The sequence below is a fragment of the Methylorubrum sp. POS3 genome (assembly GCF_043352485.1).
In the GTDB taxonomy this organism is placed as follows: domain Bacteria; phylum Pseudomonadota; class Alphaproteobacteria; order Rhizobiales; family Beijerinckiaceae; genus Methylobacterium; species Methylobacterium suomiense.
The window spans coordinates 1,648,412-1,668,050 of sequence record NZ_JAPRBT010000001.1 but is presented as its reverse complement, the minus strand read 5'-3'; the positions used below and the strand labels follow the sequence as shown (position 1 = coordinate 1,668,050).

The window sequence follows — 19,639 nt, the reverse complement described above, 5'->3', positions numbered from 1 at the left end:
GCAAGCCGATGCTCGGGAGCACGATGCGGAACAGGGAATCCTGTTTTCCGAAATCATCGTGCGGCCACAGAGAGATAGAGCGTGCGGCTCTGACCGAGAAAAACAGAGCGCCCTAGCGTGCCGCCTCGATCGTCACTTCACCCGCGCGGCAATTCTGGCGCGCCACCTCCGGGCAGGGGGTGAAGCCGCGCAGGTCCTTGGAGAAGCAGATCCGCACCTCCTGCAGCTGCCCCCGGCGGCAGGTCACGGACATCATGTCGGGGCGCAAGCCCCGGTTGGCCGCGACGAACTGCCGGGCGATGTCGATCGGCGCGGTCTGGATCGTGCCGCTCGGCTTCACGAAGGCGTCGGGGACCGTCACCGCCTCGCGGGCGGTCTTCACCGCCTTGAAATACGCGACCGGATCGAGGCCGGAGCAGGTGCCGTGGGTGCGCCATTCGTGGCGGGCAAGCCCCTCGCTCGGCATGATCTCGCCCGCGGCCTCGACGGCGTTGCGGGTGAGCGAACGCTCGACCGCGGAGCAGTTCGAGGGATAGCCCCGCTGATATTGCGGCCAGAGACCGTGAACGACGAAGCCGAGCCCGCGGCCGGGGGCGCATTGGCCGTCGCGGTCGCGGCGCGCCCCCTCTCCGTCGCAATAGGTCGGCGACCAGGACAGGGCGAGCACGTAGAAATCGAACGCCCCCGGCTCGCCGCCGCCGCCACCGCGGCGGAACCCGCCGAAATCCTGTGCCCCCGCGGCGGGGGCGAGCGTCAGCGCCAGGGCGAGCGCGGCGAGGGAGCGGGCGAGCATGGAGGTCTCGAAAGCGCGGATCGGCGACCGGACGATGCCGGGCCGCGAGCGCAAGTCAAGCGTGTGCCCGCGCGCGTCGCTGCCTCGTCGTCAGGGCCGGGCCATCCGGCAGGCGGTGGCATAGGCGTAGGCGAGATTGCGGTCGAGGCCGTGGACGCAGAAATCGACGCCCCAGGACGCACCGATGAAGCCCATGCTCTCGCGCACGGAGTAATCGACCTTGCGACGCACCCCATCGGAGGTTGTGGCGACCGCCGAGCAGTAGCGCCGGGGGATGAAGTCGACGCCGTAGGGCCGCCATGCGGTGCGCTCGATCCGCTCGTAGGAGAGGATCGTCAGCGACGAGTTCCAGAACTTCGCCTCCTTCTCGGCGAACTGGGTCGAGACCGTTTCCAGCACCTCGGCATCCTGGCAGCCGGGAATCTGGGCATCGTAGGGGAAGGTCTGCTCCTCGGCGGGCGAGATCTCTTCGCGGCCGGAGCGGGCGAAGGCCGGGACCACGGAGGAGACCGTGACGAGGCCCAACGCCAGGACGGCGAGGGGAAGGTTCGGGCGCATGCCGGTCGGGTCCGCCTGTTGAGGATGGCGAAAGACGATGACGGGCGGCGCTCCCAAGTCAAGCTTATGCCGGGTGGAGCGGTCGTTTTGGCAGCGGTTGGGGTTTGGGGGGCACAGTGCCGGAACGCCTCAGGGACGCCCCTCCCCCCTCATCCTGAGGTGCGGAGCGAAGCGCCGCCGCCCCAGGATGAGGAAAGTGGGTGGGACGCCGTTTCGATGTCGGCATGCCGAACCGCTTGAACGGCCTCAGTAGATCGGCTCGTCCGAGGGGCCGTGCGCGGGCATCGCCTCCGCCTCGTCCTCGGCGGCGGGGGCGGCGGCCACGCGGGGCCGGGCCGGAGGCGGCGCGGCGGCGTAGGCCGAGGGCGCTGAGGGGCTCGGGCTCCGCGCGAAGCGGGCGCCGCCATTCCGCGACGAGGTCGGCGACAGGCCGTAGGGATCGTCTTCCTCCACATCGACCGGTGCCTGGGGCGCCGCCGGCTGGCGCGCGGGCGGGCGGGGCGTCGCCATCGGCCGCGGCGTGCCGTCGGCGGCGTAGAGCTGCGACTCGAACTTGAGCAGCGGCTTGCAGACGCGCCTCAGGCCCCGCGGGTCGTGGCGGGCGAGATCGACGTGGATGTGGTCGTAGTGGAACACGTTCGACCCAGGCGCCAGCACCGTGGTGAAGCGGGCGCAGGCCCCGACGAAGACCTCGCGCAGAAAACCCTGCTCGGCTTCGGTGCCGCGCCATCCGCCCTTGACGGTGATGACGTGGCCGTCGGCCAGGGTGAAGGACATGATGTCGACGGCGTTGCCGAAGGAATGCTCGGACAGCTTGGCGCCGACCTGATTGTTGCGCCCGCGGCAGGAATAGGAGCCCGCGTTGATCTCGGCGACCGGCACGCCGAAATAGAGATTGGCGGCGGGCTGGATCGTGTCGGCGAGCCACGCCTCGGCCTCGGCCAAAGCCGGGCAGGCCAGCGTCATCCGCTGCTTGAGCGCGACGGTGCCGTTGCCGAGCCGGGTCACCCGGAACGGCTGCTGCATGCCGCAGGGGCCCGGCCCGTCGATCTCGCGCGCCAGCGAGACCCACGAGGTCGGTTGAACCAGCTTCCGGGCGATGCAAGCCTGCTCCGCCTGGTCGCGCCACGCCTCACGGCGCTCGAAGCGGTTGATCGCGCAACCGGTGAGGCCCGCGCCGAACAGCGCCAGAGCCGAGAACGCAAACACTTTACGCCACATGAGGCGACGTTGCGCGCCTTTCCGTAAATGCTCCGCTAACGATGCGGACGGACGCGTCCGGACCGTGGCTCCGGCGCATCGCCCCTGTGGAGCGGTGTTGACAGGACGGGCGCCCGCGCCCCACCCCGGGAGCATGATCTCGCTTCTCGATCTCCGCGCCCGCATCGAGTCCGGCACCCTCTCGCCGGACGCGGCGATCCGCGGGGCCCGCGCGGCGATCACGGAGCGCGACGGAAGCCTCGGCGCGATCCTCCGCACCGCACCGGAGGGCCCCGTTCCGGCGGAGGGTCCGCTCGCCGGCATCGCGGTCGGCATCAAGGACATCATCGACACCGCCGACATGGCGACCGAGCACGGCTCGCCGATCCATGCCGGCTGGCGCCCCCGGGCCGATGCGGCGGTGGTGGCGCGGCTCAGGGCGCTCGGTGCCGTGCCGCTCGCCAAGACCGCGACCACCGCCTTCGCCGGACTCGACCCGTGCGGGACGGCGAACCCGCACGATCCCGCCCGCACGCCGGGGGGCTCCTCTTCCGGCTCGGCCGCCGCGATCGCCGCTGGACTCCTGCCGCTGGCGCTCGGCACCCAGACCGGGGGGTCGGTGATCCGCCCGGCCGCCTTCTGCGGGATCGCGGCGATCAAGCCCTCGTTCCGGCTGATCCCGACGGTGGGGGTGAAGACCTTCTCCTGGGCCCTCGACACCGTGGGGCTGTTCGCCCGCGGCGTGCCCGACCTCGCCCGCGCGCTGGCCCTGATCGTCGAGCGGCCCGAGATCGAGACGGAGGTGCCGCCGGCGCCCCGGATCGCGCTCTGTCGCCAGGATTTCGCCGGCGAGGCCGATGCGGAGGCCCTCGCGGCGCTCGCCCGCGCGGGCCAGGCCGCCGAGCGGGCGGGGGCGCGCGTCTTCGACCTCGCGCTGCCGGACCCCTTCGCCCGCGCTTGGGCCGCCCATCCGACGGTGCAGGATTTCGAAGCCCGCCAAGCGCTGGCCTGGGAATATGCGACCCATCGCGCGGCGCTGCCGCCGGTGCTCGGGGCCCAACTCGACCGGGCGCAGGCGCTCACCGCCGCGCAGTACGACTCGGCCCGCCGGGACGCCCACCGGGCGCGCCGCCAGCTGAAGGACATGTTCGCGGACTTCGACGCGATCCTGACCGTGTCCGCCGTCGGCCGCGCGCCCGACCGCGCCACCACGGGGGATGCCCGCTTCAACCGGCTCTGGACGCTGATGGGTGTTCCCTGCGTCACCGTCCCGGTGCCCGGAGACGGATTGCCGCTCGGGGTTCAGGTGATTGCCCGCTTCGGGGATGACGGGCGGGCCCTGGCGCTTGCCGGGATGATCGAGGCAGCCCTGCGGATGCGGGATTAGGCGCCTTGGATCAGGCCGCCGCACGCGCCGAAACGGCGGCGCATATGCCCGATCACGGCGTCACCCTCGCCGAGGCGGCCCGCGTCTGGGCCCGGATCGCGCTCCTGAGCTTCGGCGGCCCGGCCGGGCAGATCGCGGTGATGCACCGCATCCTCGTCGAGGAGAAGCGCTGGATCGGCGAGGGGCGCTTCCTCCACGCGCTGTCCTTCTGCACCCTGCTGCCCGGCCCCGAGGCGCAGCAGCTCGCCACCTATATCGGCTGGCTGATGCACCGTACGGCGGGTGGGCTGATCGCGGGCGGGCTGTTCGTGCTGCCCGGCCTCGTCTCGATCATGGGTCTCAGCCTGATCTACGCGGCCTATGGCGGGGTCGGGATCGTCGGCGGCCTGTTCTTCGGCCTCAAATGCGCGGTGCTCGCCATCGTGCTTCAGGCGGTGGTGCGGCTGGGCGCCCGGGCCTTGCGCAACGGCGCGATGCGCGGGATCGCCGCCGGTGCCTTCGCGGCGATCTTCCTGTTCGACGTGCCGTTCCCGCTGATCGTGCTGGCGGCGGGCTTCATCGGCTATGCGGGGACGCGAGCCGGGGCGAAAAGCTTCCGCACCGGCGGTCACGGCAGCGCGGCGGAGAACGGCCTGGCCGATGCCGACAGCCTGCTGGGCCTCGGCGTGCCGGCCCATGCCCGGCCCGCTCCGCGCCGAACGCTGATGCTCTCGGCTGCGCTCCTGGCGCTCTGGCTCGGGCCGGTGCTGGCCTTGGTGATCGGACTCGGGACGAACCACGTCTTCAGCGCGATCGCGGTCTTCTTCTCCAAGATGGCCGTCGTCACCTTCGGCGGCGCCTACGCGGTCCTGGCCTACGTCGCGCAGGCGGCGGTCGACACCTATGGCTGGCTGAAACCCGGCGAGATGCTCGACGGGCTGGGGCTCGCCGAGACGACGCCCGGCCCGCTCATCATGGTGACCCAGTTCGTCGGCTTCCTCGGCGCCTTCCGGCAGGCGAGCGGGCTCGACCCCTACGTCGCGGGCGTGCTCGGCGGGCTGCTCACCACCTGGGTGACCTTCCTGCCCTGCTTCCTCTGGATCTTCGCGGGCGCCCCCTATGTCGAGGCCCTGCGGGGGAACCGGTCGTTGTCGGGCGCGCTCGCGGCGATCACCGCGGCGGTGGTGGGGGTGATCCTCAACCTCGCGGTCTGGTTCGCGCTGCACCTGCTGTTCTCGGAGATCCGCAGCCTGCATCCGGGTTTCGGGCTGCGGCTCGACATCCCGGTCTGGTCGAGCCTGAACGGGCCGGCGCTGGTCCTGAGCGCCGCCGCGATCCTGGCGGTGTTCCGCTTCCGCGCAGGCGTGATCCCGACGCTGCTCGCGGCCTCCGCCGCAGGCGTCGGGCTGCATCTGGCTGGAATCGCCTGAAGCGTATCTCCCGCTCTCCCCCCTTCATCGTGAGGGGCTTGGGTGGGAGGGGGCGTTCGAGCAACCGCTCAACCCGCCTTGCCCGACACCCCCGCCTGCTCGAAGGTTGCCATGTCGCGGTGGCAGGCGAGCGCGCCCTTGAGGAGGCTCATCGCCAGGGCGGCGCCGGAGGCCTCGCCGAGGCGCATGCCCAGCGACAGGAGCGGTTCGAGCCCGAGCCGCTCCAGCACCTCCGCATGGGCGCCCTCGGCCGAGAGATGGCCGGCGACGCAATGGTCGAGGGCGGATGCGTCGAGGGCGTGCAGCACGGCGGCCGCGGCGGTCGCCACGTAGCCGTCGAGCACCACCGGCACCCGCTGGAGCCGCGCGGCGAGGATCGCGCCGGCCATAGCGGCGATCTCCCGGCCGCCGAGACGGGCGAGCACCTGGAGCGGATCGTCGAGATGGCCGGCATGGGTCTGGAGCGCGAGGCGCACGGCGTCCGCCTTGCGGGCGAGGCCACCCGCATCCACCCCCGTACCGCGCCCGACCCAATGGGCCGGATCGCCGCCGTAGAGCGCGGCGTAGATCGCCGCCGCGACGGTGGTGTTGCCGATGCCCATCTCGCCGATGGCGAGGCCGTCGGTGCCGGCGGCGACCGCCTCCATGCCGAAGGCCATGGTGGCGACGCACCCCTTCTCATCGAGCGCCGGGCCTTCGCAGATATCGCCGGTCGGCAGATCGACGGCGAGGTCGAACACCCGGAAGCCGAGGCCGTAGGCGGCGCAGAGCTGGTTGATCGCGGCCCCTCCGGCCGCGAAATTGTCGAGCATCTGCCGGTTGACCTCCGGCGGGAAGGCCGAGACGCCGCGGGCCGTCACTCCATGACTGCCGGCGAATACGCAGACCAGCGGCCGGTCGAGGGTGGGCTTCGCCTTGCCCTGCCACGCGGCCAGCCATTCCACGAGGGTTTCGAGCCGCCCGAGGGCGCCCGGCGGCTTGGTCAACGTTGCATCGCGGGCCCGGACCGCGGCGACGGAATCCGTGTCGGGGCCGGGCATCTCGGCGATCAGGCGGCGGATATCGGCGAACGGCGCGGCGTTCTCGGTCATCGCAGGGAGCCTCGGCTGCCGAAAATTGCGGCGGGACGGCGGATGGGGCGCGTAGCGGGCGCGGACCCGCCAGCGCTATAGAAGCGTGCGGGCCCGCGGTACAGGCGGCCGTGCCCGCGCGCCGCATCGGCAATGGGCGCAGCGCCGCCTCGGGGAGCCGGAATGGTCGAGCGCAGTGGCGGCGATCCCGGCCCTCCCTTTCCCGGCGCGGATTGGGTCTACGACCTCGCCGCCTGCCTGCGCTTCTTCACCCGCCTGCCGATCCCGCCGCTGCCCGACGAGCCGGCCCCCTACGGCATCCCGGATTTCCGCACCGTGCCGCGGATGCTCCCCATCGCGGCCCTGCTGCTGGCGCTGCCCGCCGCCCTCGTGCTGGTCCTGGCCTGGGAGATCCGGCTCGGCCCGTTCGTGGCCGCCGCCCTGGCCTTGGCCGCCCTCGCCCTCGTCACCGGCGCGATGCACGAGGACGGCCTCGCGGACGTGGCCGACGGCTTCGGCGGCGGTCGGAGCGCCGAGCGCAGCCTGGAGATCATGCGCGACAGCCGCATCGGCGCCTTCGGGGGCACCGCCCTGTTCCTCGGCTTGGCGCTCCGGGCCGCGACGCTCGCCACGCTGCTCGACCGCTCCGGCTGGCTCGCTTCGGTCGCGCTTCTCTACGCGGCCTCCGTCTCCCGCAGCGCCGCCCTGGTCCCGATCGCGTGGCTGCCCCCCGCCCGGCCGGGCGGGGCGGGCGCCGCGGTCGGTCGCCCGAGCCAAGTGACCCTCGCGGTCGTCGGCGGTCTCTGCCTCGCCCTGGCCCTCGTCGGAGCGGCCCTGGGCCTGCCGCCGCTCGGCCTCGGTCTCGGCCTCGTCCTCGCGCCCGCCGCCGCCTTCGCCCTCTCGGCCCTCGCCCGCCGCAAGATCGGCGGCCAGACCGGCGACGTGGTCGGCGCCTGCCAGCAACTCGGCGAGATCGCGGTGCTGCTCGCCCTGGTGGGAGCGACGGCGTAGCGCAGCAGCCTTGCAGGGAAACGATCGTGCACGTATTTTCGCACGTATCATGAATGTGGAGGTCGGTGATGCCCCGATCCGGCTTCAAAGGCTCGATCACGACGACCGGCCGGTCCGAAGCGTTGCGGCTCGACAAGGCACTCTTCCGTGCCCATCCGGAATTTCGGCAGAAATCGAAGATCCGTGCCCATGTCCTCGGCCCGGGGACGATGCTGGTGACGCTCGAGGGTGACGCGACGGCGGGCGAGGAGGACAGCATCGAGCGCGATCCGGTGGTCGCCGCCTATCTTGCCTTTCTTGCGCGGGACATGGCTGCCCATCCCGAGCGCTTGCAGCCGTTCACGGAGGCGGAAGTTGCCCGGATCGAGGCGCTGACCGCGGGCGTGAGCGTCTCGGATGAGGAGACGATCCCGGACGACGTTACGCTGTGACGGACGGCTCTACACCGTTCGTCGTGCGCAACGGATGGACGCTGTTTCGCGCCGCCGCCTTCCGGGCCAGCATCGATCCGCTCGTGGCTGAGGTCGCGCGGCTGCCTGCCGCCGATCCGGACGGGTACCGCGCGCATCCGAAGGCGAAACTCCTCGCCCGCATCCACGACCTGATCTTCGAGGAAATCCCGCGCGATCCGAATGCGCCGGTCTATTCCCTGGGCAACACGCTCGGTCCGGCACACCGTCATTGGCGACGAGCAAAGTTCCTGCAGCGTTTCCGCCTGTTCTTCCGGTTCGACAGTGCGAGCCGCATCATCGTCTATGCCTGGGTCAACGATGAGAACACGCTGCGCAAAGCGGGCGGGCGCAGCGACCCCTACGCCGTGTTCGCCCGACGGCTCGATGCGGGCGACCCGCCCGACGGCTGGGACGCGCTTCTGGCCGATGCGAGCGCCCCGAACGCCCGCACGTCTTGATTCGCGGCCCCGCTCCGTCCCATCTGCCAGGGCCATGATCGTCCCCCTGTCTCCCAAGCCCTCCTCACCCTGCACCAAGGTCTGCGTGCTCGATGCGCGGAACGGCCTGTGCGAGGGCTGCGGCCGCACCCGCGAGGAGATCGGCCTGTGGGGCTCGCTGTCCGAGCCGCAGCGGCGCGCGATCATGGCGATCCTGCCGGAGCGGCTGGCCCGGGCCTATCCGGGGCGCGGGGCGCGCGTGCGATGAGGTGGATCGGGCTCGCGATCCTCGCCATCGGCCTCGTCGTCCTGATCGCCAACCACGAGGGCGGCCTCGTCATGGGGCTCGATTCCGATCAGCTCGCCGGCCTCGTCTCGCTCTCGGCGCTGCTGCTCCTCATCACCGCCGGGCGCTGGCGCCACGCCCTGGCCATGCCGGGGAACACGGTCCGGGCGGCCCTGATCTGGCTCGGCCTCGGGGCGCTCGCGGTCGGCGCCTATGCCTATCGCGACGACGCCCAGCGGGTCGGCGCCACCCTGATCGGGGCCCTGCGCCCCGGCACGGCCGTGGTCGGCCCCGGCGGCGAGGTCACGATCACCCGCCGCGCGGACGGCGATTTCGCGGTAATCGCCGAGGTGAACGGCCGCGCCGAGCAGCGCTTCGCCTTCGATACGGGGGCGAGCAGCGTGGTGCTCACCGCCGAGAACGCCGCCGCCCTCGGCATCCGCCCGGCAGAGGGCGACTACACACTCCGCGTGTCCACCGCCAACGGCATCGCGATGACCGCGCCGATCCGGCTCGATTCGATTCGGGTCGGACCGATCACCGAGCGCCAGGTCGACGCGGTGGTGAGCCGGCCGGGCGCGCTGACCGGCAATCTGCTCGGCCAGAGCTTCCTGACGCGCCTGCCCTCCTACGAGGTGCGGGGCGATCGGCTGATCCTCAGGAGCCGGTAGTCTCGGCGCCGGACCGCGCCGCATTCGCCATGGAGACCAAGACCTTGCGCAGGGACCCCATGTCCCGCACCGGCTCCGGGTAGGAGATGCGGGCGGTGCGGTCGCCGGCGAGCAGGTCCATGCCCTCCGGATCGAGTCCGGTCAGCCGCCACCCCGTGCCGGCCTCGCCGACGGCGGCCGCGTAGAGGGCGAGCGCGTCGGTGTGATCCTCGTTCATGTGCTCGACCGCGCCGCGCTCGCCCGACACCAGGGCCTCCGCCCCGGCGAGATCGAGGAGCAGCTCGTCCCGCGTCAGCGTCGCGGCCTTGGCAAAGCCCCCGTTGAGGTGGCCCGCATTCGGATCGAGGGCGAAGAAGCCGAAATCGGGGAAGTCGGCGTAGAGCTTGGCCTTGGGATGGCGGGCCAGGAACCGCTCGCGGATGCGCGGTTCGTCGGTGCGGGCGGCGCGGCCGGTCACGGTCAGGCGCGGATGGGCCAGCGGATCGCCCTTGCCGCCGACGGAGAACAGCAGCGAGCAGCGCGGGTCCTTGTCGAGGTTGCGCGTATGCGCCGAGAGCCGCGACATCAGCATCAAGGGCGTGCCGTCGTGGTCGGTCGCGATGGTGACGAGCGAGGCGAAGGGCGTGCCGTCCTGGGCGTCGAGCGTGGCGAGGGCACCCGCGCGCACGCCGCGCAGCAGCTGCCGGGCGAGCCCGATGGCGTCGAACGGCGCCTGCGCCGCGGGAAGGGGCTCGGCCGGGCCGCGCCGCTCGGGGGCCGGGGGCGTCGCGTCGTCGTTCATGAAAAACTCCCTCCCGGACGCCCGGATCCGTCGGCGCCCGGTTCGGACCCGAGCATAGCGCGTCGCGCCCGCGCCGCACGAGGGCGCGGGGCCTCCGGCGGGTGCGGCATCCTGCCGGAAAAGGCGGTGCCGGCGATCACGAACGCGCCGGTCCGTCACGGCCAAGCTTAGACCCCCGCTCGCTTTTTTCGAACGATGGTCGTAAAGGACGAGACCCGCCGCGGGGCATCACGACCGCTCCCGGCGGGTTGCGTGCCGCGCCGCCGCCCTTCCGCACGGGAGACGCGGCGCCGCGCCGTCCAGTCAAGGATTTCGCATGCCGACCATCGCCCTCGTCGACGACGACCGCAACATCCTGACCTCCGTCTCGATCGCGCTGGAGACCGAGGGCTACCGGATCCAGACCTACACCGACGGCGCCTCGGCGCTGGACGGCCTGCGCCACTCCCCGCCCGATCTCGCCATCTTCGACATCAAGATGCCGCGCATGGACGGGATGGAGCTTCTCAGACGCCTGCGGCAGAAATCGGACCTTCCGGTGATCTTCCTCACCTCGAAGGACGAGGAGATCGACGAATTGTTCGGCCTGAAGATGGGCGCGGACGACTTCATCCATAAGCCGTTCTCGCAGCGCCTGCTGGTCGAGCGGGTCAAGGCGGTGCTGCGGCGCTTCGCCCCCAAGGACGGGACGCCCGGCGCCCCGGCACGCGACGCCGACGCCGCCGCCGCCCGCTCCCTCGAGCGTGGCCAGCTCATGATGGATCCCGAGCGCCATACCTGCACCTGGAAGGGCGAGCCGGTGACGCTCACCGTCACCGAATTCCTGATTCTCCAGGCGCTGGCGCAGCGCCCCGGCGTCGTGAAGAGCCGCAACGCCCTGATGGACGCGGCCTACGACGATCAGGTCTATGTCGACGACCGCACCATCGACAGCCACATCAAGCGCCTGCGCAAGAAGTTCAAGGTGACCGACCAGAGCTTCGACATGATCGAGACGCTCTACGGCGTCGGCTACCGCTTCAAGGAAGGTTGAGCGCCCATACGCAAGCCCAAGGCCCCGATTTGAAGGCCCGCCCGCGGATGCTCGCTCCCTTGTCCCGAGACCCCGATTCCCAGGGCGGCGCCCGCCGCCATGCCCTGGTGCGCCTGCTCGAATCCTTCGCCCGTCCGCCGCTGACCTGGCCGCGGGACCTGTGGAACGCGGTGGGACAGCGCGCCTCGTCCAGCCTGACGCGCCGCATCGTGGTGCTCAACCTCGTCGGGCTGATCGTCCTGCTGTTCGGCTTCCTGTACCTGAACCAGTTCCGCCAGGGCCTGATCCAGTCCCGGGTCCAGAGCCTGCTGATCCAGGGCGACATCATCTCCCTGGCCATCGCGGCCCAGGCCTCGGTCGACACCGACACGATCCGGGTCGATCCCGACAAGCTGCTGCAGCAGCAGGCGGGCGAGGGCCGCGACTTCGACGACGACCCGTCCTCGCTGGCCTTCTCGCTCAATCCGGAGAAGGTCGCGCCGCTGCTGCGCCGCCTCGTGACGCCGACCGGCAACCGCGCCCGGGTCTACGACCGTGAGGGCAGCCTCCTGTTCGACACCCGCTCGCTGTCCGCCCGCGGCGATGTCGGCCGAAACGAGACTGCGGTGCGGCCGCCGAAGCCCAATGTGCTGGAGCGGACCTGGGACTTCATCGGCACCCGCATTCTCGGCCTCGTCGTCAGCGAGCGCTCCGGCCAGGAGGAGGCGGGGCCGCAGGACGGGCGCGGCTTCCGCGAGGTCCAGGCCGCCCTGTCCGGGGCACGCGGCACCATCGCCCGGCGCAACGAGCGCGGCGAGACCATCGTCTCGGTGGCGGTGCCGATCCAGCGCTCGGGCTCGGTGCGCGGCGTCCTGATGGTCTCGACGCAAGGGGGCGATATCGATCGCGTCATCGCCTCCGAGCGATTCGGCCTGCTCCAGGTGTTCCTCGTGGCGGCGGCGGTGATGCTGGTGCTGTCGATCCTGCTGGCCGGCGCCATCGCCGGTCCGGTGCGCCGGCTGGCCGATGCCGCCGAGCGGGTGCGCCGAGGCATCAAGTCGCGCCAGGAGATCCCCGACTTCACCGCCCGCACCGACGAGATCGGCCATCTGTCCGGTGCGCTGCGCGACATGACCCAGGCGCTCTACCGCCGCCTCGACGCCATCGAGAGCTTCGCCGCCGATGTCAGCCACGAGCTGAAGAATCCGCTGACGAGCCTGCGCAGCGCGGTCGAGACCCTGCCGCTCGCCAAGACCGACGAGTCGCGCAGCCGGCTGATGCAGATCATTCAGCACGACGTGAAGCGCCTCGACCGGCTGATCTCCGACATCGCCGATGCCTCGCGCCTCGATGCGGAACTCGCCCGCGCCGAGGCGCGCCGGGTCGATCTCGGCAAGCTGCTGACCACCGTCACCTCGGTTGCCAACGAGCGGCGGCGGGCCAAGGCGGCCCTAATCCGGTTCGACATCGAGCGTCCGCCGGGCGATGTGGAGGATCCGTTCCGCATCATCGGCCATGACAGCCGCCTCGGTCAGGTCGTCAACAACCTGCTGGACAATGCCCGCTCGTTCTCGCCCCCCGGCGCCCAGGTGCGGGTGGCGCTGCGCCGCCTGAAGAACGAGGTCGAGTTCATCGTCGAGGACGAGGGCCCCGGCATTCCCGAGCACGCGCTGGAGCGCATCTTCGAGCGCTTCTACACCGACCGGCCCGAGCAGGGCTTCGGACAGAATTCCGGCCTCGGCCTGTCGATCTCGCGCCAGATCATCCAGGCCCATCACGGCACGATCCGGGCCGAGAACCGCCCCGGCCCCGCCGACGAGGAGGGCCATCCGACCGTGCGCGGTGCCCGCTTCACCGTGCGGCTGCCCGTGGCGCCCCGGGCCGACCGCTTCGGCGACGACCTCGCGGCGTGAGCGCCCCGACCGACGCGCTGACCCTCCACGCGAGCTGCGTCCTCCTCGGGGAGGCCGGCGTGCTGGTGCGGGGCCCGGCGGGCGCGGGCAAGTCGTCGCTCTGCCTCGCATTGCTCGACCGCGCCGCCCTGGAGGGACGCCATGCCCGCTTGGTCGGCGACGACCGCATTCGGCTGCAGGCCCGTCACGGGCGCCTCGTCGCGCGACCGCACCCGACGCTCGCCGGGCTGATCGAGATCCGCGGCCACGGTCTGCGGCGGCTCGCGGCCCATGCGGAGGCGGCGGTGCTGCGGCTCGTGGTCGATCTGGTCGAAGCGCCCGAGCGGATGCCCGCGGGACCGGCTGCGACGGAGCGTCTCCTGAGCGAGGGTCTTTTGGGGGTAAGCCTGCCGCGGCTGTCCCTTGCACGGGATCAACCGAGGGAATACCTGATTCGGGAGGCGCTCGACGCCAGCGTGGCCTTACGGACGCACCCGGCGGCTCTCGTGCCCGGTGAGGTCCGCGATGTGTAGCGCCGGTGTCACCGCCATGTCATGGTGAGGGCGTTGCGTCGAGCAATTCGCCGCGACCGGGTTGCGCTTCACCTTGCGCTGCACAAGATGGCGTCTCCGCTCACAGGGCGTCGGAACACGCTTCGATGATTGGAATGGTGCTCGTCACCCATGGCCTGTTGGCGACCGAGTTCAAGGCCGCCCTGGAGCATGTCGTCGGGCCTCAGAAGCAGATCGAGACCATCACGATCGGCCCTGAGGACGATATGGAATTGCGCCGCGGCGACATCATGACCGCGGTCTGTCGCGTCAATTCGGGCGCGGGCGTCGTCGTGCTCACCGACATGTTCGGCGGCACGCCCTCGAACCTCGCGCTATCGTGTATGAACGGCGGCCAGGTCGAGGTGGTCGCCGGGATCAACCTGCCGATGCTGATCAAGCTCGCCAGCGTGCGCGAGGCCGAGAGCCTTGGCGACGCGGTGCTCCATGCCCAGGAGGCGGGACGCAAGTACATCAACGTCGCCTCGCGGGTTCTGGCGGGCAAGTAGCCCCACCGGAATCGCCGAGACAGCGCCTTCCCTTCGCCCGAGAGCCGGCTTAACCACTCTGTCCCGATCCGGGAGGGAGCACGAAGGCTGATGAGCGAGAGCGTGGACGGCGAGATCGAGCCGGAGCCCGAGATCCCCGAGGGTGGGCTCTGCCGCATCCTGCCGATCATCAACCGCCGCGGCCTCCATGCCCGCGCCTCGGCCAAGTTCGTGCAGACGGTGGAGCGTTACGCCGCCGCCGTCACGGTGACCCGCGGCGGCGAGACCGTGGGCGGGCGCTCGATCATGGGCCTGCTGACCCTGGGTGCCGCCAAGGGCACCACCATCGCCGTGGTGGCTCTGGGGGACGATGCCGAGGCCGCCCTCGACGCCATCGAGGCCCTCTTGGCCGACAAGTTCGGCGAGGACGAGTAGGTCCGAGGTCTCGAGAGGGATCGTCCCTCTCGCGGGTCGAGGCGCGCGCCGAGGGCCGAACCCTCGCGTCAGCCCCCCGGAATCGCCAGCGGGTTGTCGGTGAGCGCGGCACGGTCCGGCGCGTCGATGGCCGGGCGGCCCAGGAAGGCGTCCCAGATCCGGCGCACGAAATCCGGGTCGAGATCGTGGACGATCATGACGAGCCGCGAGCGCCGGTCGTCGTCGGGCCAAGCCGGCAGCGTCACCGGGGCATGGACGACGTGCTGCACCCCGTGCACCACCACCGGCCGCTCGGGATCGTCGGCCAAAGCCACCAGCCCCTTCAGGCGCAGCAGCTTCGGCCCGTGCGCCGAGCGGACGAGATCGAGGAACATCTCGAAGGCCGGGCGCGGCACCGGCGTGTCGCTGGTGAGATGGAAGGCGCGGATCGCGGCATCGTGACGGTTCACGTCGTGATGGTGGTGGCCGTGATGAGCATGCCCGTGATGGGCGTGTCCTCCGGCATGGTCGTGATGATCGTCCGGCGCCTCCGCTCCGAGCCATGCCCGCACATCGCCGTGCTTGCCGTCGAGCCCGAACAGGCCGCCGAGAAGGCGCTCGGCCGGAACGTCCGGCCCCTGGATCGCCGCGCCCGGATTGAGGGCGGAGAGGCGCGCCGCGAGCGCCTCGGGCTCGGCCCCGGGAAGATCCGCCTTGGTCAGCACGAGATGGTCGGCCACCGCGGCCTGCCGCCGGGCCTCCGGGTGGGCATCGAGGGTGGCCTGACCGTTGACCGCGTCGATCACCGTCACGACGCCCTGAAGCTGGAAGCGCAGCGACAGGTAGGGATGGTAGATCAGGGCGTGGAGGATCGGGGCGGGATCGGCGAGCCCGGTGGTCTCGATGACGATCCGGCGGAACGCGCCGATGCGGCCGTTGTCCCGGCGGCGCAGCAGATCCTCCAGGGTGTTGATGAGGTCGCCGCGCACGGTGCAGCACAGGCAGCCCGCCCCGAGCAGGATCATCCCGTCATCGACCGTCTCGATCAGCAGGTGGTCGAGTCCGATCTCGCCGAACTCGTTGACGATCACCACCGTGTCGGCGAGCGCCGGATCGGCGAGCAGCCGGTTGAGGAGCGTGGTCTTCCCGGCGCCGAGGAAGCCGGTGAGGACGGTCAGCGGAATCGGCGCCGGGCGGCGGGGATCAGTCTGGGTCATGGGCCGACGTCCGGAAGCAGCGGCGACAGAGCCGCGATTCCACCCTCTCTACCGGACAAGCCGCGGCGGCGCCTCTTCCTCCGTTGCAGGGAGGGGACGGCGCCGGGTCGGGACAGGATCAGGCGTCGTCGTCCTTGCCCTTGGCCTTCTTCGCGGCGGGCTTGGCTTCGGTCTTCTTGGCGGCCGGCTTTGCCTCCGACTTGGCCTCGGGCTTCTTCGCTGTCGGCTTCTCGGCATGCTTGGGCGCAGCCTTCGCCGGCGCTTCGGCGGCGGTGTAGGCGCTGGCGGCGGCGGGCACCTTGTCCTTGGCGGCCGTCTTCGCGGCGGGCTTCGGCGCCGTCACGGCGGCGGCGCGGGCCTTGGCGGCCTTCTCCGCAGCGGCCTGCTTGGCGGCCTCGACCTTGGCGGCGTGGGCGGCCTTCGCCTCCTCGCGCTTGACGCGCACGGCTTCGAGCTTGGCATTGCGCGCAGCCTCCTTGGAGGCCTGGGCCTCCTGCTCGGCCTGGGCCAGGGCGGCGGCGCCCTCGGCCGGGCTGCGGCCGGTCCAGACCGCGATCGGCTGAAGCGGCGCGCGCGGCGGCAGGCTGCGCCCGCGGACATTGGCGGCGCTCAGCGCGGCGAAGGCGAGGTTCGAGGTGTCGGCGGTGGCCGATCCGAACAGCTGGGTGGCGGTGGCGTCGGCGCCCGCCGTCAGCGCGCCCGGCCCCTCGTCGACAGGAAGCGGCTTGCGCTTGTCGCAGATATAGGGCCGCAGGTCCGGCGGGGCGGCGAGGTTGGAGGCCGGCAGGGTCTCGAGGGTCTGCGCGGTCCAGCCCGCGGACTGGCTGAAGCCGTAATCGAACAGGTCGGCGGCCTTGATGTCGCGCTCGCGCGCGGTCGGCTGACCCATCACCACGGCGATGATGCGGCGTCCCCCGCGGGTCGCGCTCGCCACCACGTTGAACCCGCCCGAGCAGATGAAGCCGGTCTTCATCCCGTCGGCGCCGGGATAGCGCCCGAGCAGGCCGTTGTGGTTGGCCATCACGGCCTTGCCGAACTGGATCGCCGAGATCGAGAACAGGCCCTGCTGGTCGGGGAAGTCGCGCATAAGGGCGCGCGCCAGGATCGCCATGTCGCGGGCGGTGGTCCATTGCCGCGGCTCGGGCAGGCCGTTGGGGTTGTACCAGCGGCTCTCGCGCATGCCGATCCGCTGCGCGGTCTCGTTCATCATGTCGGCGAAACCGTCGACCGATCCGCCGAGACCTTCCGCGATCACCCAGGACACGTCGTTGGCCGACTTGACCATGATGATCTTGAGGGCGTTGTCGAGGGTGATCTGCGTGCCGGGCTTGAAGCCCATCTTCGAGGGCGGCTCGGCCGCAGCCTCGGGCGAGACGGTCAGGAGCGTGTCGAGCGAGACCTTGCCCCGGCGCACCATGTCGAGGGCGACGTAGGTGGTCATCAGCTTGGTGATGGAGGCCGGATACCAGGGATCGGTGGCCCCCTGGCTGTAGAGCACCTTGCCGGACTCGGCCTCGACCACGAGGATCGGTGTCGTCACCGCCGCCGCCGGAGCGGCCAGGGGGCCGGCCACCGCCGCCAGCACGGCGAGCCGTGCGATCAGGCGTCCCCAGACTCGGTTCACCATCGGGTTCATCTCGGGCAAGGGGGCAGGAAACGGTGTGACGGCGCCGGGGCGTCGCTCCGTCCCGAGGGACAAGCGCGGGTCCGGCGCAAGGATTGCGCGATCATCAACGTGCCCTCCGTGGCGAGAGCATGGCAGAAACCGTCGGATCACCAACGGATAAGCTCGTCGGCAGGGTTGTGCCCGCAGAATTACGCGCGGCGTGACACGGTTCCCCGCGCCCCTGTATGGGCAGACGCGCAACGCAGCGAAATCGGCATGTCCTACGCGGTCAAGGAACTGTTCCACACCCTCCAGGGCGAGGGCGCCCAAGCCGGGCGCGCGGCGGTGTTCTGCCGATTCGCCGGCTGCAATCTCTGGTCGGGCCGCGAGGAGGACCGGGCGACGGCGGCCTGCACCTTCTGCGACACCGATTTCATCGGCATGAACGGCGAGGGCGGCGGACGCTTCGCCGACGCCGCAGCCCTGGCGGACGCCATCGCCGCCACCTGGGCCGGGGGCGAGGCCAACCGCTACGTCGTCTTCACCGGCGGCGAGCCGCTGCTGCAGCTCGACGAAACGCTGATCGCCGCCGTCCATGACCGCGGCTTCGAGGTGGCGGTGGAGACCAACGGGACCCTGCCCGCCCCGCCCGGCATCGATTGGATCTGCGTGAGCCCCAAGGCCGGCAACCCGCTGGCCCAGACCTCGGGCCACGAACTCAAGCTCGTCTTCCCCCAGGCCGAGGCTCCCCCTGAGCGCTTCGCCGAGCTGCCCTTCCGCCACCGCTTCCTCCAGCCGATGGACGGGCCGGAGGCGGCGGCCAACACCGCCGCGGCGGTGGCCTATTGCCGGTCGGACGCCCGCTGGCGGCTGTCGCTGCAGACCCACAAGATCATCGGGATCCCGTGAGGGTCCGTTCGACCGGCTTCTCCCATCCCCCCTCATCCTGAGGTGGCGGCGCGCGGCGCCGCCCTCGAAGGAGGGTTCCAGTGGGTCGCGCGATCCCTGGCCCCCTCCTTCGAGGCCGCTTTCGCGGCACCTCAGGATGAGGGTGTGGATCGGACAATCACGGTCTCCCGTCGGGGCGGCTTGCACGATTCACGTCGAACCGGGGCCGAGCCTCACAGGGTGATCACGGAATGACCCGCGCGGCCCGGAGCCGCTCGAACAGATCGAAGAACGCCTCGTCCGTCGCTTGGTAATCGAGGAAGCCGAGGCGGCGGCTCTTGCTCATATCGGTCACCACCTCGATCGGGCGGCCGAGATCGGCATCCGTGTGCCAGGCAGAGGCGAGGCGGTTGAGGTCCGGCTCGATCAGTCCGTGCCGGGCGGCGATCTCCGCCCAGAGCGCCGCCGCCCCGGCCATCTGCACCTCCAGGGGGTTGGGCGCGCCGTCGAAGGGCGCGGGCTCGACGCCGAACCACGCGGCGATCCGGCTCCACATCCAGCTCCAGCGGAAGACGTCGCCGTTGACGACGTTGAAGGCCTCGTTGCGTGCCGCCGGCGTCGTCGCCGCCCAGGCGAGATGCCGGGCGAGCAACCGCGCGTCGGTCATGTCGGTCAGGCCGTTCCACTGCACCGCCGAGCCGGGGAAGCGGAACGGACGGCCGGTCTCCCGGCAGAGCGTGGCGTAGGTGGCGAGCGTCACGCCCATGTTCATCGCGTTGCCCAGAGCGTAGCCGATGATCGTGTGCGGTCGATGCACGCTCCAGCCGAACCCGTCGCGCTCCGCGGCGGCGAAGACCTCGTCCTCCTGGGCATAGTAGAAATTCTCGACATTGAGCCGGCCCTGCTCCTCGCGGAAGGGCGTGGCCGGCAAGGTCCCCTGCCCATAGGCCTCGAACGGCCCGAGATAGTGCTTGAGGCCGGTCACCAGCGCGACGTGCTGTGTGGTGCCGGCGGGCCGAACCGCGTCGAGGAGGTTGCGAACCATCGCCGCGTTGACCCGGATATTCTCGGCCTCCGTTTCCTGGCGCAGCCAGGTGGTGACGAAGACGTGGCTCGGACGACGCCCGGCGAGCGCCGTTCCGAGGCCCGCCGGGTCGAGCAGGTCGGCCGCGATGGGCTCGACGCCGGGAATGTCGCCGGGCGGATTCCGGGCGAGCCCTTGGACGGTCCAGCCAGTGGCGACGAGATGGCGCGCCAGATTGTTGCCGACGATGCCGCCGACACCGGCGATCAGTGCCGTTCCGCTCATGATGATCCCTCGATGGCCGTTCGTCGGTGTTGCTCGGTGGTCTCGCGATCGTCAGCCGTGCGGGCGGCGCGGCGCAGCGTCGAGGAAGCGGGCGGGACATCTCGATCGGAGATTGCCGCGTGCTTCCGGCGCCACCCCACACGGCCGAATCTTCGGCCGCATCCCGGAGCACGCGCTTGTGGGCCTGATCCCGTGAACCTCACGAAC

The 19,639-nt window shown here is 71.2% G+C and carries 21 protein-coding genes; 13 read left to right on the top strand and 8 right to left on the bottom strand.

Features of this window, described 5'->3' with window-relative positions:
• Window positions 1–112: 112 nt before the first annotated feature.
• The 3 genes from OWC43_RS07945 to OWC43_RS07935 form a co-directional block, all read right to left on the bottom strand.
• Window positions 113–793 (bottom strand): ribonuclease T2, encoded by a 681-nt coding sequence (locus OWC43_RS07945; protein WP_137830592.1) that lies wholly within the window; start codon window positions 791–793, stop codon window positions 113–115.
• 90 nt (window positions 794–883) lie between these two features.
• Window positions 884–1,351 carry a hypothetical protein gene (locus OWC43_RS07940; RefSeq protein WP_137830591.1) on the bottom strand — a complete coding sequence of 156 codons (468 nt, stop codon included), beginning with the start codon at window positions 1,349–1,351 and terminating at the stop codon, window positions 884–886.
• A 246-nt stretch (window positions 1,352–1,597) separates the two neighbouring features.
• Window positions 1,598–2,572 carry an extensin family protein gene (locus tag OWC43_RS07935; RefSeq protein WP_393956280.1) on the bottom strand — a complete coding sequence of 325 codons (975 nt, stop codon included), beginning with the start codon at window positions 2,570–2,572 and terminating at the stop codon, window positions 1,598–1,600.
• A gap of 133 nt (window positions 2,573–2,705) precedes the next feature.
• Between OWC43_RS07935 and OWC43_RS07930 the strand changes: the two genes are divergently transcribed.
• A complete protein-coding gene (locus tag OWC43_RS07930) occupies window positions 2,706–3,938 on the top strand; it encodes an amidase family protein (RefSeq protein ID WP_393956279.1) in 1,233 nt (410 codons plus the stop codon).
• A gap of 44 nt (window positions 3,939–3,982) precedes the next feature.
• Window positions 3,983–5,347, top strand: coding sequence for a chromate efflux transporter (chrA, locus tag OWC43_RS07925; RefSeq protein ID WP_393958514.1), 1,365 nt, complete (start codon window positions 3,983–3,985; stop codon window positions 5,345–5,347).
• 68 nt (window positions 5,348–5,415) lie between these two features.
• Here the strand turns inward: chrA and cobT are convergent, their stop codons facing one another.
• Window positions 5,416–6,438 carry a nicotinate-nucleotide--dimethylbenzimidazole phosphoribosyltransferase gene (gene cobT / locus OWC43_RS07920; protein ID WP_393956278.1) on the bottom strand — a complete coding sequence of 341 codons (1,023 nt, stop codon included), beginning with the start codon at window positions 6,436–6,438 and terminating at the stop codon, window positions 5,416–5,418.
• A gap of 162 nt (window positions 6,439–6,600) precedes the next feature.
• Between cobT and cobS the strand changes: the two genes are divergently transcribed.
• From cobS to OWC43_RS07895, 5 genes are all read left to right on the top strand, one after another.
• Window positions 6,601–7,428, top strand: coding sequence for an adenosylcobinamide-GDP ribazoletransferase (cobS, locus tag OWC43_RS07915; protein ID WP_137829583.1), 828 nt, complete (start codon window positions 6,601–6,603; stop codon window positions 7,426–7,428).
• Window positions 7,429–7,496: 68 nt separating this feature from the next.
• Window positions 7,497–7,859 carry a type II toxin-antitoxin system PrlF family antitoxin gene (locus OWC43_RS07910; RefSeq protein ID WP_393956277.1) on the top strand — a complete coding sequence of 121 codons (363 nt, stop codon included), beginning with the start codon at window positions 7,497–7,499 and terminating at the stop codon, window positions 7,857–7,859.
• Window positions 7,856–8,338 (top strand): type II toxin-antitoxin system YhaV family toxin, encoded by a 483-nt coding sequence (locus tag OWC43_RS07905; protein ID WP_393956276.1) that lies wholly within the window; start codon window positions 7,856–7,858, stop codon window positions 8,336–8,338. The genes OWC43_RS07910 and OWC43_RS07905 overlap by 4 nt, the downstream gene beginning before the upstream one ends.
• Window positions 8,339–8,372: 34 nt before the next feature.
• Window positions 8,373–8,585 carry a DUF1289 domain-containing protein gene (locus tag OWC43_RS07900; protein ID WP_393956275.1) on the top strand — a complete coding sequence of 71 codons (213 nt, stop codon included), beginning with the start codon at window positions 8,373–8,375 and terminating at the stop codon, window positions 8,583–8,585.
• Entirely contained in the window at window positions 8,582–9,274 is a 693-nt protein-coding gene (locus OWC43_RS07895; protein ID WP_393956274.1) for a TIGR02281 family clan AA aspartic protease, read from the top strand. Before OWC43_RS07900 ends, OWC43_RS07895 begins: the two co-directional genes overlap by 4 nt.
• Here the strand turns inward: OWC43_RS07895 and OWC43_RS07890 are convergent.
• Window positions 9,261–10,055 (bottom strand): HugZ family protein, encoded by a 795-nt coding sequence (locus tag OWC43_RS07890; protein ID WP_393956273.1) that lies wholly within the window; start codon window positions 10,053–10,055, stop codon window positions 9,261–9,263. The two genes, OWC43_RS07895 and OWC43_RS07890, sit on opposite strands and share 14 nt — an antisense overlap.
• Before the next feature lie 316 nt (window positions 10,056–10,371).
• Between OWC43_RS07890 and OWC43_RS07885 the strand changes: the two genes are divergently transcribed.
• The 5 genes from OWC43_RS07885 (at window position 10,372) to OWC43_RS07865 (ending at window position 14,433) form a co-directional block, all read left to right on the top strand.
• On the top strand, window positions 10,372–11,088 hold the full coding sequence (locus tag OWC43_RS07885) for a response regulator transcription factor (protein WP_056248322.1): 717 nt from the start codon (window positions 10,372–10,374) through the stop codon (window positions 11,086–11,088).
• Between the two features lie 47 nt (window positions 11,089–11,135).
• Complete coding sequence (locus OWC43_RS07880; protein ID WP_137829579.1) at window positions 11,136–12,980, top strand: stimulus-sensing domain-containing protein; 1,845 nt, start codon at window positions 11,136–11,138, stop codon at window positions 12,978–12,980.
• Window positions 12,977–13,492, top strand: a complete 516-nt coding sequence (locus OWC43_RS07875; protein ID WP_137829578.1) for an HPr kinase/phosphorylase — start codon at window positions 12,977–12,979, stop codon at window positions 13,490–13,492. The genes OWC43_RS07880 and OWC43_RS07875 overlap by 4 nt, the downstream gene beginning before the upstream one ends.
• Before the next feature lie 125 nt (window positions 13,493–13,617).
• Complete coding sequence (locus tag OWC43_RS07870; protein ID WP_137829577.1) at window positions 13,618–14,019, top strand: PTS sugar transporter subunit IIA; 402 nt, start codon at window positions 13,618–13,620, stop codon at window positions 14,017–14,019.
• 90 nt (window positions 14,020–14,109) lie between these two features.
• Entirely contained in the window at window positions 14,110–14,433 is a 324-nt protein-coding gene (locus OWC43_RS07865; protein WP_137829576.1) for an HPr family phosphocarrier protein, read from the top strand.
• A gap of 68 nt (window positions 14,434–14,501) precedes the next feature.
• Here OWC43_RS07865 and OWC43_RS07860 read toward each other — a convergent pair whose 3' ends face one another.
• Both OWC43_RS07860 and OWC43_RS07855 read right to left on the bottom strand, forming a co-directional pair.
• Complete coding sequence (locus OWC43_RS07860; protein WP_393956272.1) at window positions 14,502–15,629, bottom strand: CobW family GTP-binding protein; 1,128 nt, start codon at window positions 15,627–15,629, stop codon at window positions 14,502–14,504.
• A 118-nt stretch (window positions 15,630–15,747) separates the two neighbouring features.
• The gene (locus OWC43_RS07855) at window positions 15,748–17,256 is read right to left on the bottom strand and encodes a D-alanyl-D-alanine carboxypeptidase family protein (protein ID WP_393956271.1); all 1,509 of its coding nucleotides are present in this window, start codon (window positions 17,254–17,256) and stop codon (window positions 15,748–15,750) included.
• 255 nt (window positions 17,257–17,511) lie between these two features.
• Between OWC43_RS07855 and queE the strand changes: the two genes are divergently transcribed.
• A complete protein-coding gene (gene queE / locus OWC43_RS07850) occupies window positions 17,512–18,144 on the top strand; it encodes a 7-carboxy-7-deazaguanine synthase (protein ID WP_393956270.1) in 633 nt (210 codons plus the stop codon).
• Window positions 18,145–18,367: 223 nt separating this feature from the next.
• On the opposite strand, the gene OWC43_RS07845 is transcribed toward queE, so the two are convergent.
• A complete protein-coding gene (locus OWC43_RS07845; protein WP_393956269.1) occupies window positions 18,368–19,432 on the bottom strand; it encodes an SDR family oxidoreductase in 1,065 nt (354 codons plus the stop codon).
• Window positions 19,433–19,639 lie beyond the last annotated feature (207 nt).